Origin of the sequence: Chryseolinea sp. H1M3-3 (genome assembly GCF_029360725.1) — a bacterium.
GTDB lineage: Bacteria > Bacteroidota > Bacteroidia > Cytophagales > Cyclobacteriaceae > Chryseolinea.
Genome location: NZ_JARKMY010000001.1, coordinates 1,319,433 through 1,334,665, shown reverse-complemented (window position 1 = coordinate 1,334,665; position 15,233 = coordinate 1,319,433). Strand labels below are relative to the sequence as shown.

Here is a 15,233-nt window from a genome sequence, read left to right as displayed (position 1 = left end):
GAATGTATTGTTGATGGATGTTGGTAAAGTCTATGTTATACACATAGGCCTAGCAGATATAGGGCACCTTAGGAAATTTGTTTGATTATGATCGCACTTTCAAAAGATATCCACAGGTTGTTAGTCTTTTATCAACAAAGGGCCAAGCTCCCAATTTGCTTTTAGGTTTATTAGAGCGACTCCTTTTTCGTTCTTATAAAAGACTACATGTTCAGGTTCATCCTTAAGAAAATAGTCACCAGCGTCCCATTTTCCATCGTCATTCTTATCTACTATTAAACGAATTTGATAGTCTCCTGGTTTAAGGTCTTCAAAGCTTGTTTTTTTGATGTTACGTTTGGTGTCGATGACTTTAAAGTCAGATGTTAGCAGTTGTATAATGAAATGAGGCGCTTTTGTTTCTACCTGGACAAAAATTATTCCTGTATCTTCTAATTTCATCGGAGTAATTTTTTCTGTTATTCGTTTTGAGCTGTCAGATTCGATGCTAATGAATGCCGATTTTCCTAGGTGCAATTGGTTATTTGTTGTTGTTGTTTGTTTGTTTTTGGTGGTGAGTTGTGGTGTGGAGGGTTGTTTTTGTTGTTCTTCTTTTTGAGGTATTAGGAGGCTTCTATCAATTTTTTTCTCGATAGAGAGTAGGTTGTTGAGGGTGTCCCAGGAAAAGTTTTCTGGAGAAAATGGTACTATTCGGGTAGAGTCTATAACATAGTATAGACTGTCGAAATTTATCTGCTCTATCGGTTTTGAGAATTTTATCTGCCCTTTAAGAATTCCTTTTGTGTTGGTGAGCTGGAAATTTTGCAACGAAAACTCGAACGGCTCTGGTCTTGTGTCACGTTCAAGAAACTTTACATATAATAAAGTGTCGAGGATATTGCTTAGGCTGTCTCGTGCCGTAAAGTGAATTTGTACGCTATCCATATCCTTAAATGTGTTATATACTTTAATGTTGGAAAGGTCTTCTCCGAAGCTTGAGACGATGTTCTTTTCTTTGTTGGCAGAAAGGGCGTATGATGTTAAACTTTTAGTGGTTTTTATGTTGAAGTATGTTCCAAATGGCCTTGCACTTGTTAGTTTTAATGGACGACTGTCGAGACGAAACAGGGGTATGCTAATTTGAGATGTATCTTTCGCTAAAACAATCGGTTCTCGGAGGAAGCCATATGACTCTGTGCGGCTGTCGGCTATAAGATTTTTGTTTTTGTCATCTAGACCATAGATAAAATATTGTGCTGGTTTAAGGTTTTCGATTTTGAATTTTCCCTTACTATCTGATTTAGTGAGATATGTTGGACGATGCTTGAAGATATTAAATGTATCTGATGTGTATAGGCCAATCGTTGCATCCTTCAATTCTTTACCTGTTAGCAGATCGTAAATAGTCCCGTCGATGGATAGAGAGTCAATATAGTCGCCGGTGCTGAATGCGAGCTTTAACATCTGTGCCGGATTTTTTTCAGTGATGTCTTGTATCGCCTCTCGGAAGTTTATCGAGTAGGTAGTGTTTTCCTTTAGTGCGTTAGTAAGTGTGATTGTAACTTGGTTTTTTTTTGTTTTTACATCGACGTCCTCTCCAAGGTCGGGCGTGATGATCAATTGTTCTTTTGGATTATTTAGAATAACGGCCTCAGAGAACGTCATGTCGATAGTTTTGCCACTGAAGTTTAGTTGCTCATGGACTGGGTTTGAGTTTACTAATGTGGGAGGTATAGAGTCTTTGGGCCCACCGGTTGGCGTAGTTTGCCTTGCACAAGCTGTAAGGAAGATGCAAAACAGTAGCCAATGAGTATTTTTTAAAATATTCATTTACGTGCTACATAAATTAAACTTGAATATTCGTTATTTTTTTTAGCATTGACATTACTGAAACATCCATAAAAAAACGCTTTAATTAAGCCGACCGCCGACATGCGGTTGTGACTGTATTTTTCTGACAACAAACTGATATAAAACGCGTCTAGCCTCATCGGTATTATTTCAACCAGCTCCAGAGAGTGATTCTCAAGTAACATTAACATGTTTTTGGAGTTGAAGTGCCAGAAATGCCTTGGCACGTCATATCCAGCCCATTTTTCCTGGTAATGTTTCCCATCCCAACTGCTGTGGTTTGGTACTGCAATAAATAGTGTGCCCTCTTGTGTTAAATGATTTTTAAGGTCACCGATGGTAGAATCCAAATCGCTTACATGTTCTAAAACATGCCAGAGTGTAATAACATTAAATGTTTGATTTGAAAAATTTGGCAAAGAACTTTTAATGTGATTAAAAACTTCGGGTGAGGCTTGTGTCCGGGCATTCTCCGACGGTTCGACACCGGCTACGTTCCAGGAATGTTGTTTGGCGGTTCTTAAAAACTCGCCAGTGCCACACCCAAAATCTAAGATTTTTTTTTCGAGTGTTGGCAGAATGTTTCGTTCGACTATTGACCATTTCCAACGCAACGTAAAGCTTCTGGCAAAAAGGTAGATTCGGTCGAGTAACGTTTGAGCGGTGCCTAAGTGAGAGATATATGTAGACGACGCGTAGTATTTTTGAATTTCGAGATCGTCGGGTCGCGGTGAGGTAATGACAAGTCCACACTTGGTGCATTTAATAAGGCTAAACGTTTCTTGTGTAACTGAGTGATCGCAACACTGGAGGTAGGGCACAAAGTTCTTGCCATTGCAAATGGGGCAATTAGTCACCTCAATCATTTGCCCATGTAAATAGTTAGTACCGAAACATCGGCTGGAGAAACACCGCTAATTCTTGATGCCTGACCGACGGTTTCTGGCCTAACCTTTTTTAGTTTTTCGCGCGCCTCCGAGGACAATGCCTTAACTCGGTCATAATCAAAGTCTTCCAGGATTTTGTAACTTTCGAGGCTTCCTATCCTTAGCGCGTTGTGTTGCTCGCGTTCGATGTAACTCTCGTATTTAATGTTTATTTCGGCTTGTTGAAGAACCTCGGGCGAATAAGATTCCAACATCGTTTTTATATTCCCATGCAGCTTTTTCAAATCCTCGATGCCTATCTGTGGCCTTTTTAATAGCTGGGAAGCGGTTATTTTTTCCCTGATTTCGGAAGTATTTAATTGAGCCAAGCTTGAATTAATGGAATCCGGGTTAAGTCGAAGTTTATTGAGTTCCTGTGTCAACGTGGCCACGGCCGATATTTTCGACTTGACTATGTCTAACCTCTCGTCGCTGGCCAGTCCTATCTTATGTCCAAGCTCAGTTAGTCGGATATCCGCATTATCTTGTCTAAGAAGGATGCGATACTCTGCCCGAGACGTAAACATACGATAAGGTTCCTGAGTGCCCTTGTTTACCAAATCGTCAATTAGAACGCCAATGTATGCGTCGGATCTTTTTAGAATAAATGGATCGCATCCATGAACTTTATTATGCGCATTAATCCCTGCCATTAGGCCTTGGCTGGCGGCTTCCTCGTATCCTGTAGTTCCATTAATTTGACCTGCAAAAAACAGGTTATCAATTAGTTGTGTTTCCAAAGTAGACTTCAATTGCGTAGGCGGGAAATAATCGTATTCAATTGCGTATCCAGGTCTAAACATTTTGGCATTTTCAAAACCAGGAATCTTGGTAAGTGCTTTATATTGGACATCTTCTGGTAGCGACGTGGAAAACCCATTTACATATATCTCCACCGTATTCCAGCCCTCAGGCTCGACAAAAATTTGGTGTCTTTCTCTTTCGGCAAACCTGTTAATTTTATCTTCCACTGATGGACAATACCTAGGACCAAGCCCTTTTATTCTACCCTGAAACATTGGAGATTTGTCAAATCCTTTCTTTAGTTCATTATGTACCTCTTCGTTGGTATATGTTATCCAACAGCTTACTTGGGCCGACAACGGTTGCGATTCGGGAAGAAATGAAAACTTACCGGGGTTAAGGTCGCCTTTTTGCTCCTCCATCTTGGCATAATTTAGACTTCGCCCATCTATTCGAGGAGGTGTGCCTGTTTTCATTCGGCCTGCCTCAAAACCAACTTTGGTCAATTGTTCTGTTATGCCGAAGGCCGCACCTTCCGCCGCCCGGCCTCCACCGAAATGTTTTTCACCAATATGAATTTTGCCGTTTAAGAAAGTTCCATTGGTAAGGACTACGGCCCTTCCCCTGATTTTTAATCCCAATGCTGTTATAATGCCGGATACCTTACCCCCCTCAATGACAAGGCTGCTCGCCATTTCCTGCCAAAAATCAACGTTTTGATTCCGTTCAAGAGTTAATCGCCACTCCTCCGAAAAGCGCATGCGATCATTCTGCGTTCTAGGACTCCACATCGCCGGACCTTTGGATAGATTCAACATCCGGAATTGGATCATGGATTTATCCGAGACAAGGCCAGACTGTCCACCTAACGCATCGATTTCTCGCACTATTTGCCCCTTTGCCACACCTCCCATAGCGGGATTGCACGACATTTGAGCTATTGTGTTCATATTCATGGTTACCAGCAGCACCTTTGAACCCATTGTTGCTGCCGCATAGGCGGCCTCGCACCCGGCGTGACCCGCACCAATTACTATTACATCGTATTCTTTAAACATAGTCGCTGTTCCACGTGGAACTTATAAATGTTACCCACAATTTCATCCACATTTCCACAATTAGTTTCACGTGGAACAATTCAATGCAATTTCGTCCCCAAAGCTAAACACTCATCCTCCTTTTTTCGCATGGCTAATTTTTGAGCCCTGGTTTTGTCCGAGTACCCAAGCAGATGCAATACGCCATGGATCATCACACGGTGGAGTTCGTTTTCAAAGCCAGACGCAAACTTATGGGCATTTTCTCTTACTCTCTCAATACTGATATAAATATCTCCCTCAATCAGGGTTTCTTCTTGTGAGTTATTGAAGGTTATTATGTCAGTTAGAGTATTGTGCCCTAGATATTCCAAGTTCATTTTAAGCAATAAAGCATCAGAACAAAAAATATAGTTCAATACACCAAGTTTCTTGTGTTCAGCTTCGATTACTTTCTTAATCCAGGATTTCTTATTTCTGATCAATTTGAGACGAAATGAAACGTCTTCATAGAAAATATGGATCGCAGGCATTAAACATTAATATAAAAGGACAATTCAACGACGCGGCCCCTATCCTTAAAGTCGACTTCATCAGAAAGATGTTTCATTAGAAAAATACCTCTGCCACCCAGCTTTTCAAGGTTTTCTGGAGCCGTAGGATCCGGCAAATTGTCAAAATCAAACCCCTCACCCTCGTCCTTAACCACGAAGCGAATCATACTGTCATCTAAGGAAAGAGCCAGGTGGACATTCTTATCTTTGTTATTCGCATTCCCGTGCTTGATTGCATTATTTACCGCTTCAGTGACAGCTATCATGATGTTACCATAAATGTCATCATCTAAATGAAAACGTTCTTTTGCATTATCTATAAAACTTTCAATCATTCTGATGTTCTCCGCGATAGACGGAACCTGGATGCTAATGGTATTCATGAATTGGCTCTTCTTATTTATTAATTCCCGATTCTTTTAAAATACTCGTTTACTTCCTTTTTGTAGTACGGGTAAAGTTTCGGTGGCACTGTTTTTAACAATTCTACTTCTTTTTCTTTTAGGCGCAAATAGTCTTCAAACGCTCTTGGAATTTCTTTGTCATATTCTTTTGCGGTTTCACCTTTCCGTTCCTCATCCATGTCTTGTTCCCGAGCTGACTTTTCTGTTTCCAGAAGCCTGGTAAGGATTTCTTGTTGTCTTTTTATCAATTGGTCCGTCAACTGTTTGTTAACTAAATCCATCTCGGTTTGTTCCATCTTAGATGGAAGATCCCCCCCCGGCATTTTGCCTCCTTCTTTCATCTTATCCTCCATTTCCTTTAATGCACGCCTGATACGTTCTTGCTCCGCCGCCATTTCCGCTAACTCCTCAGACAATTGTCGACCAGACTTTCCTCCACCTTTCAATTGTTGAATTTTCTCATTCAATTGTTGTTGCATTTGACTTAAGCTGGGTTTCTGACCTTTCTTCTTTGACTTACCCATAGAGGGCTGAGCATTAGCCATCATTTGCATCATCATATCAAAATGCTCGTCCAACATTAATGCAAGATTATTTATTGACGTCATAGTCATTTGCATTTCACTTGAGGCTTTGGGTTTTCGACGTTCGCGGTTCGCTTCAATGACTTTATCTAAATGATCATTAAGTTCGCCGACCTCTTTAGTAACGATAGAACCCATAAAAGGATCACGCTTTCCTAAAGCTAACAGGCTGTCTTCCAGAACTTTAGCATCATCCTTCAATTTGATTTGGTTTTGCGCTAGGGTATTGAATCTGGGGTCGCTTTGGTTAAGGTCATTAAAGCCCTTCATCAGGTTCTCCTGGTCAAATGATAGCTTCACAAGCCCATGAATTATTTGACGAAGACTTTCAATATTTTGCATATCCATTTCCATAGACATGGAATTCTGCGCACTTTCCATTTGTTGTTGCATTTGCTTCATTTTTTGCAACGCTTTTTGTTGTGGCGCCTTTGATTTGGAGGGGCTGTTCTGTTTAAGCATCTCTTTACTCTGCTCCTGTTGCTCCTGAATTTCCTGGCTGTCTTCCTCTGACGGTAGGTCCTCGTTCTTTTGAATCTCCTCACCGAGCTTTTCCAATTCTTCGATTTGCTCGGCGGTCTTTTTTGACTCTTTTTGCAATGCCTCCTGATCTTTCGCTAGCTGTTCGTTTTCAGATTCCGACGTAGCTTCTTCTGTATTTTTATTGTCTGCGTTCTTGTCCTTACTTTTATTCCCATCATCCTTTTTATCTAAGGATTCGGTTTTTTCTAGGAGAGATTTTTGTTTTTCAATTTGTTCCTTCAAATTCTGCGCAATCTGATCAAGTTTGGTTTCGTATTGAAGCTGTTTAAATAACTCAAGTGTCCGCTCCAACTCCTTCTCTAAATTATTGGTGTTCTGATTGAGCTTGTCCAACAACTTTTGCAGTTGGGACATGTCAGCATTTTCCTTCAATAATTTTTGCAATTCTTCAAAAAGCTTTTTGGTTTCTTCATCCAACAATTCCTCCATCAGTTTTTGGATTTGCGCCGCTTTTTCGCGGATCCGTTCATCTTGTTCTGTAAAAGCGTCTTTCTTGTCTTCCAGGAGTTTATTTTGTTGTTTCAATTCTTCAACCATCTTGTCAAGTCCTTCTTTCTGCTGAATAATATCTTCTAACATTTTTTTGTCTTGCCAATCCAGCGTCTGTTTTCCTTTTAATTTTTGATTGGCTTGTTCCAATTGGTCTTGAAGTTTATTTGCTTTTCCAACACTTTGATCTATTTTCTGCTGCGTCTTAGTTTGCGATTGCTTTATTTCAGCCACAAGATTGTCCTCCGTAGGGATTAAAAAAGTATAACTGGATGTCTTAGTAGATTTTTTCCCATTTACACCGTCATTATCCCATACCTCTAAGAAGTATTCCAGTTGTTCCCCAGGGTTAGGTTTTAAGGAATCTAAAGTCCAATGGTGGAAGAATGTCTGTTGAATCTGATTTCTGGAAATCGGGATGTTCGTAGTCCTATTTAGTATTTCCTTCCTATTTTGGTCACGAAGTTTAAAATGCAAAGCCAACTTCGTCACCCCATAATCGTCCCCGATCACGCCGCTTAGTACAACCGTTTTATATAAGACTGAGTCCTTGAAATTATTGACACTGATTTTTGGATATTGGTCTTTTATGACATCAATGTGGTAGGATATTTTTTCTTTGTTAGAACTTTGTTCATTTTCTAAAAGAATTTCATAATGGTCTGGATGTTTAAAACTTTTTTGAAAGGTAAATATCTCCCCGTCAACATCACTAAAAAGTTCCTTTGACTTATCATTATCAAACAAGATGGCAGCTTTGTTTGCGTTCTCCGTCGTTAGCTTCCATTGCACGACGGTGCCTTCTGGAATTTCCAAATTCCCTGCGTTCAATAAGGTCTCATTTTTTCGTTGAATATATTTAGGGAACTGAAGACCGACGTTGAATCCCGAAAGCTCAGGCCGGCTAACAACGGCCATGTGATATTCATTTGAGAAATATCCGGCAGCCTCTAATTGAAAATTAAAGTCGCCTTGCAAATTTTCAAAAGTGTGGGAGAATTTATTTAACGCTTGTGTTTTTTCAAACTTGAGACGTTGGTTCCCGCTCAACAAATAAAGGTCAGTCGGCAAGGCGTCTCCAAGAAGTTCCACCTCCAGGACATAGGGTTCATTATAAAATCCGGTGAGCGTCTTAGGAACCGAAAATGAAAAAGGGGCCGTTGGTGAATATTTACGAGTAAAGTGCACGATTCGATCGGCGCTTTGAGTCAATATACTTTGGTTTATTAATAAGATTAGAACTATAAGGACAACTGGAACGAACAGAAATTTCAGGTATTTTTTATTTTCATTAAGATTAATGAAAGCATCGAATGCGACTGGATCAAATTCTTTGGACCTTTGATCTATAGTCGCATATGTAAGTGCAGAATTTTTCCCTGAAGATGCCAACTGAATAAGATTGAGCAATCCATCCTTTACTTGAGGAACATAGCTACCAATGACTTTCGCACTTTGTTCTTCGCTGAGGCCTCGTTTTATCAACCACCATTTCAGTGGCTCCTTCAAAAATCTTAAAACACAAAAAACGGCTATTCCTATAAATGTTAAAAGAATCAGAAGCCTTGGTACAGGGCCTAACCATAAATTATGTTCAAGAACTGTAGCTAACAAAAAATAAGAGAAGAGGATTGATAAGGATAGAATAGCGCCTCGAACAAAAATATTGAGGTAATATTTCTTGTTGAATGATTTTATTTTTTTGTGAATACTATCTAATCCTGCTCCCATACTTCAGTCATTAAGTACAAACGCAACTAGCATGTAGAAAGTTGATTACACCAAGATAATCCCTTAAACCGATATTGACAAAATACTTCATATCGTCGGGCCTTCTGAAGTGAATTCCGGAGCAGTCCAGTTAAATTCTTTTTCAAAGTATTCGATAACATGCATTTTTAAAAGACGCTCTTGTTCCAGCAAATCAAAATGCGGAAGTTTCTTTAGCATTTTCCAATGGGGCCAGCCATCTTCATCCAAGCCTTCTAGCTCATAATACCCGGAAAGGCTTAGCACTTTACATATGCCAATGTGCATCAAATCCTGTTTTTCTTCTTTGCTAAAATTTTTGCTTCCTTTGCCCAGCTCCTGCACACCGATCAAAAAGATTACGGCATTGAGATCTTTCGGTTTTTTGCCTATTGTCGCCTCAATATTTTTTATAAGGCTTGCCCATATTCTATCTAGTTCAAGATCTCTTTTAAACATACGATCATTTTAGTTCGTCCAGCTAGTAATTTTCATTCCGTTTGATAAATTTGATAACACGGTTAGCAGCAAATATATTTCAAATGAACCAATCAATTTTAGCTGAAGTCTTTCAGGGCTTTATTTCCCTGCTTTATCCAAATTATTGCCTAGCCTGTGAAGATACTTTAGTCAAAGGTGAGAAGCTAGTTTGTACACGATGTATGCTACAGATGCCTCAGACGAATTACCATCTCTCGCCCATAAATCCGTTGATGAATCGAATTTCTCAGCGACTTAATATTCGTTGCGCGATGGCTTTGTTTAGATTTAGCAAAAGTGGAAGAGTCCAAACCTTACTCCACTCGTTGAAATACAGAAATCACCCTGAACTCGGCATGATGTTAGGTTATTTATACGGTGATCGTATGGCCGAAGCTGATGTCGCCAACTTATTTGAACTTATTGTGCCGGTGCCGCTACATCCATCGAGAAAACGAAAAAGAGGCTATAACCAGGCAGCAAAATTCGCAGAAGGACTTTCTCAACGCCTCGGAATTCCTTTTTCTGATGACGTGATCGAACGAAGGGTTAAAACAGACACTCAGACACGAAAAACGAAATTAAACCGATGGGAAAACATGGCTGAAGTATTCAACGTAACTGATGCGGTCTCCGTTAAAAACAAGAATATTCTTTTAGTTGATGATGTTGTTACAACGGGTGCCACACTCGAGGCATGTGGTAATTGCCTTCTTAAGGCCGAGTGCGCGTCATTGAGTATTGCCTGCATTGCCGAAGCATAAAAAAACCCTGGGTGGCCAGGGTTTACTATCAAAAATGTTTTGAGTTTTTTAGTAGTTCGATCCAGCTCTAATCATCGCGCAACGGAATCCTATTGTAGCTGTAGCAGAATCCTGATCTAAATACCTTCTAGTTCCAGGAGACATCCAATAAGCAACATCTTTCCACGAACCGCCTTTATAAACACGAGCTCTGTCAGTGATCAAGGATGTGAACGATCCAGGATTTTTTTCAAAATCACTATTATATCCCGAGTTTGCTCCAGAGGCAGGATCAAGAAATCCATCTCTACGAATTGGGTTTAAATCATCAAAATCTTGATATGACATTGGCCGGTATATATCCTGCACCCATTCGCTTACATTACCCGCCATATTATAAAGGCCATAATCATTAGGAGGATATTCATAAATGTAAGAGGTTATCAGTGCACCGTCGTTCAGACGTCCTGCGATACCAGCGTAGTCTCCCCGCCCGCGTTTAAAATTTGCAAGCATAAAGCCCATTTGCTTCCCGTAAGGATTCCGAACTGCATGTCCATCCCATGGATATATTCTTTGGTGAGTTTGGAGCTCCTCCAACCATTGCGTTCCTATCAAGGCCTGCGCCGCATATTCCCATTCAGCCTCAGTTGGCAGACGATACGCAGGTACCACAATTCCAGACTCTAATGGAATACGTCCATCACTTTCTGCATATTCTTCACCAGCATCTTCAGCCAGCTTTATATTAACTGCACGTGTTCTCCAAACTGCAAACTTGCTTGCCTGATTCCAGGTAATTCCAACCACGGGGAAATATCTGAAACCGGGATATCTCAGGTAGTGTTCCACATAAGGATCATTGAAGGCAAGCTTACCTACCCAAACTGTAGTATCTGGAAGAGCATCCTGATAAGCTTCTTGTGAAGAATCTTTCGCTAGATAATGCATATACTCCAACCAGTGTACATTGGCTATTTCAGTTTCGTCCATATAAAAGGAGGCAACCGAAACTGTTCTTTCAATATTATCCCGATATGACATCACATCTTCTTCAAAGGAACCCATAACGGCTCTTCCTCCTTCGATAAATACCATATTAGGAGCATCTGGCTGTCCTTCATATGGATTAACCATAAATCCTCCTTGATCTTCGTCATTGTACGCCAGCCCTGTAGCTGTACTGACTTGACCGGGATTTTGAGCCGTTGGCTTTCCGCCTTTACCGCCAAACAAGGAACAGGCAGATAATACTACCGATCCGCACAGCACATACAAGACAACCTTGAAAGAGTAATTCATCTTATTTAAAAAGTTTAATAAATGCTAATTAAAGCCATAAAACCATGTTTTCCAAGTTGGTGCAAGTTTTATGATCAATGAGTAATAGAACAACAAACCTTGTCACTATGAACGATCAACGATCAATTCTATTGTTTTGAGAATGGGTTATCCAGTTTTGGGAAGTTAAAATTATGTTAACGGGGATAAAGTAACATTTTGAGGGGCTAAGCCGGCTGGCATAGAATTTTTAATACCGGTCATAAAAATGATGACCAACATGTTTACGCTTCAAAATTTCCGAGTAATGCCCTTCGAAAGGAAATGTGATGTTATTACGTTTTATGGCAATTATTTGGCTCAAAGAAATTGTGCGGATTGTAAAGTATTCTTATATCATACCGATGGCTTCTTTATCGAAGTCTTTTATTCTCCTAAATATCAGAAAGTACTAATGATAAATGCTTTTGATAAAGCTATTGGCCTGGAACCTTATTTGGATAAGATTTCGTTAGCCGACTTGGTTGGCTGATCGGCTAGCCTGCTAAGTAATTCAATTGCGGAATCCACGGTTTTAATTTGATCTATAACAAGCATAGCTTTTCCGGCGGTATCCTTCATTTTAAACTGCCGGGGATGCTTCTGAACATAGGAGATAATTTTTCCGAAGACTTCTGAACTGAAGTAGTTATCGTTGTTTGTAATAAAGTAAGCCCGCAGCGCATCATTTTTTAAGGTGAGTTTTTCGAATCCAAGGAGTTCACCTAACCACCGTAACCGCACGGTATTGATGAGCTCCTTTACTGACGTAGGGAATGCACCAAATCGATCGCGGATTTCGTCGGCGAACTCTTTCAGTTGTTCCTCATCTTTAATATTGTCTAGCCTGGAATAAAGTTGAAGTCGTTCGCTAATATTATTTACATATCCATCTGGAATGAGAATTTCCAAGTCAGTTTCTATTACACAATCCTGAACTATAAACTTGGCTCTTTCTTCTAGTTCCTTTGAAAAAAGATCCTTGAAATCAGTTTCCTTTAGTTCTTGGATTGCATCGTCCAAAATTTTGTGATAAGTATCAAAGCCCAGATCAGTTATGAACCCGCTCTGTTCTCCTCCCAAAAGATTTCCAGCACCTCTGATATCCAGATCGCGCATAGCAACTTTAAAGCCGTCGCCCAATTCCGAAAATTCTTCTAATGCAGCCAACCTCTTTCTGGAATCCGCGGATAGGACTGAGGTTGGAGGTGTAAGTAAATAACAAAAGGCTTTCTTATTGGATCGGCCTACCCGACCGCGCATTTGATGAAGATCGGACATCCCGAACATGTGTGCCTGATTTATCATAATAGTATTAGCATTGGGTATGTCCAACCCAGACTCAATAATATTAGTCGACACCAGGACATCGTATTCACCATCTATAAATTTCACCATTACTTTCTCCAACTTATCTCCATCCATTTGCCCATGTGCAATTCCAATGCGGGCGTCGGGCACAAGTTTATAGATGGTATTGGCCATTGACTCTATATCACTTACCCTGTTATGCACGAAGAATACTTGTCCGCCTCTCCTCAGTTCATAGCTGATGGCATCGCGTATAACCTCCTCGTTGAAAGTGTGCAGCTCGGTTGTTACGGGTTGTCTGTTAGGAGGAGGAGTTGAAATGATACTTAGGTCGCGAGCGCCCATTAAGGAAAAATGAAGCGTACGTGGTATAGGTGTGGCCGTTAAGGTTAAAACATCAACATTTACTTTTAACTCTTTCAAGCGGTCCTTTACTTTTACGCCAAATTTTTGTTCTTCGTCAATAACAAGAAGGCCAAGATTTTTAAAATGCACATCCTTACTTACAATCCGGTGAGTCCCAATTAGAATATTAATCTTTCCTGCCCGAACGTCTTCCAGTATTTGTTTGATTTCCTTCTCTGTCTTAAACCTCGAAACATAATCAACCTTAATAGGAAAATTAGAAAGCCGTTCTTTAAAGGTGCGGTAGTGCTGCATCGCGAGTATGGTGGTAGGAACTAAAACAGCCACTTGCTTTCCATCTGTTGCTGCTTTAAAAGCAGCGCGAATGGCTACTTCAGTCTTCCCAAATCCAACGTCGCCGCAGACTAACCTATCCATCGGATGAGGCTGTTCCATGTCTTTTTTTACGTCTTCTGTCGCACGCGCTTGATCCGGCGTATCCTCATACATAAAAGAAGATTCTAATTCGGCTTGAAGAAATCCATCTTGCGTATAAGCATATCCTGGCGCAGACTTTCTTTTCGCATAAAGCTCTATCAGCTCTTTTGCAATATCCTTTACGCGTTTTTTAGCTCTTGCTTTTTTATTTTCCCATTCTTGTGAACCTAATTTGCTGATGATTGGCGGGGCACCCTCCTTCCCGGAATACTTCGAGATTTTGTGCAAAGCATGAATGCTTACATAAAGCAAATCGTCATCTTTATAAACCAGGCGAATTGCCTCCTGCTCATGGCCGTTGACTTCTTTTTTCTCAAGCCCAGCGAACTTGGCAATTCCAAAGTCAATGTGAGTTACAAAATCTCCAGGCTGCAGCGTTTGCAACTCGCGTAAAGTCATGGCTTTTGACTTCGAAAATTTTTCTTTTGCGCGGTATCTGTGAAAGCGCTCAAATATTTGGTGATCTGTGTAACAGACAATGCTGAGACTAGAATCAGAAAAACCTTGTCTTAAAGCAAAATCCAGGGGCTCAAATTTCACTTCATCATTTATTTCTTCGAAGATTCCCTTTAATCTTTCCGTTTGCTTGGGAATTTCTGCAGTGATGAAATTATGATAGCCTTGAATTTGATGGTCATACAAATCTTTGGCTAATAATTCAAAATTCTTATTGAATGATGGCTGAGGAGCTGATTGAAACTGAAATGATTTTGGTTCCGGCAATGTGAAACGCGTTCCAAACTCAACCAATGTGAAATTTTGCATCTGATTTTTAAATGCAACTCCATCATCAAATAATTTCTCAGGCGTTGAGATGATCTGTGTAGCACTCGGCTGAATAATTTTATTAAACGACTCCCCGGCCTTGTCAAAAGTTCTCTGCACGACGTCGCGAGTCAGTTGATAATCTTTAAACCATAGTTTGGTCGTCGGCGAAATAAATTCAAAGAAAGATTGGCGTTCGTCGAGGCTTAACTTTGATTGTATGTTCGGAATAATATTAACGTTTTCAAGGTTTTCAACTGACAACTGGGATCCGGGATCAAATGTCCTAATACTGTCCACCTCATCCCCAAAAAGCTCTATTCGATATGGATATTCATAGGCAAACGAAAATATATCGATGATACCTCCGCGTATTGCAAATTGCCCCGCTTCATAAACAAAATCAGTTTTTTCAAAATCGTAACTATGAAGAAATTCTTCCAGGAAGTTGATGTCAAGCTTCTCCTTCAATTTAACCGAAAAAGTGTTTTGAGCAAGAGACCTTTTATTAATGACTTTTTCAGCCAGCGCTTCCGGGTACGTAACTAAAACTTCTGGCGACGTTTTGTTAGATAAGTGATTTAGAACTTCAGTACGCATGAGGATGTTGGCATTTTCGATCTCGTCCAGTTCATACGGGCGTTTATAGGACATCGGAAAAATAAGAACTTCACGCGCTAGCAAATTTTGCAAATCATTTTGAAAATACGCTGCCTCCTCTTTGTCCTGAAGAATGATAAGAAAATCTTGGGGATGAGTTTTAAAGATAGCAGCGAGAACAACTGCGTCGAGACTTCCTGAAAGGCCTTTTAATTGAATATTTCTTTTTTCAGACGCTTTAATTCCTGCAGCCACGGTTTTAACAAAACCATCTGCGCGGTAGATATTCAAAAAGTCGCTCACCCTCACGT

The 15,233-nt window shown here is 40.2% G+C and carries 10 protein-coding genes; 1 reads left to right on the top strand and 9 read right to left on the bottom strand.

From position 1 onward, the window contains the following. Window positions 1-120 precede the first annotated feature (120 nt). The 7 genes from P2W71_RS05760 to P2W71_RS05730 form a co-directional block, all read right to left on the bottom strand. Window positions 121-1,809: an Ig-like domain-containing protein gene (locus P2W71_RS05760; protein ID WP_276368221.1), complete on the bottom strand. Its 1,689-nt coding sequence runs from the start codon at window positions 1,807-1,809 to the stop codon at window positions 121-123. Further along, window positions 1,806-2,696 (bottom strand): class I SAM-dependent methyltransferase, encoded by an 891-nt coding sequence (locus P2W71_RS05755; RefSeq protein WP_276368218.1) that lies wholly within the window; start codon window positions 2,694-2,696, stop codon window positions 1,806-1,808. The genes P2W71_RS05760 and P2W71_RS05755 overlap by 4 nt, the downstream gene beginning before the upstream one ends. Continuing rightward, a complete protein-coding gene (gene mnmG / locus P2W71_RS05750) occupies window positions 2,693-4,558 on the bottom strand; it encodes a tRNA uridine-5-carboxymethylaminomethyl(34) synthesis enzyme MnmG (RefSeq protein WP_276368215.1) in 1,866 nt (621 codons plus the stop codon). Before mnmG ends, P2W71_RS05755 begins: the two co-directional genes overlap by 4 nt. Window positions 4,559-4,638: 80 nt before the next feature. Then, window positions 4,639-5,070: an rRNA maturation RNase YbeY gene (gene ybeY, locus P2W71_RS05745; protein ID WP_276368212.1), complete on the bottom strand. Its 432-nt coding sequence runs from the start codon at window positions 5,068-5,070 to the stop codon at window positions 4,639-4,641. Then, entirely contained in the window at window positions 5,070-5,474 is a 405-nt protein-coding gene (locus tag P2W71_RS05740; protein ID WP_276368210.1) for an ATP-binding protein, read from the bottom strand. Before P2W71_RS05740 ends, ybeY begins: the two co-directional genes overlap by 1 nt. Before the next feature lie 20 nt (window positions 5,475-5,494). Further along, a complete protein-coding gene (locus P2W71_RS05735) occupies window positions 5,495-8,842 on the bottom strand; it encodes a DUF4175 family protein (RefSeq protein WP_276368207.1) in 3,348 nt (1,115 codons plus the stop codon). An 87-nt stretch (window positions 8,843-8,929) separates the two neighbouring features. Then, window positions 8,930-9,319, bottom strand: coding sequence for a hypothetical protein (locus P2W71_RS05730; RefSeq protein WP_276368204.1), 390 nt, complete (start codon window positions 9,317-9,319; stop codon window positions 8,930-8,932). A 347-nt stretch (window positions 9,320-9,666) separates the two neighbouring features. On the opposite strand from P2W71_RS05730, the gene P2W71_RS05725 reads away from it, so the two are divergent. Then, a complete protein-coding gene (locus P2W71_RS05725) occupies window positions 9,667-10,104 on the top strand; it encodes a phosphoribosyltransferase family protein (protein WP_276368200.1) in 438 nt (145 codons plus the stop codon). Between the two features lie 48 nt (window positions 10,105-10,152). Here the strand turns inward: P2W71_RS05725 and gldJ are convergent, their stop codons facing one another. Both gldJ and mfd read right to left on the bottom strand, forming a co-directional pair. Continuing rightward, window positions 10,153-11,385, bottom strand: a complete 1,233-nt coding sequence (gene gldJ, locus P2W71_RS05720; protein ID WP_276368196.1) for a gliding motility lipoprotein GldJ — start codon at window positions 11,383-11,385, stop codon at window positions 10,153-10,155. Window positions 11,386-11,856: 471 nt separating this feature from the next. Beyond that, the gene (gene mfd / locus P2W71_RS05715) at window positions 11,857-15,231 is read right to left on the bottom strand and encodes a transcription-repair coupling factor (RefSeq protein ID WP_276368193.1); all 3,375 of its coding nucleotides are present in this window, start codon (window positions 15,229-15,231) and stop codon (window positions 11,857-11,859) included. Window positions 15,232-15,233: the final 2 nt, after the last annotated feature.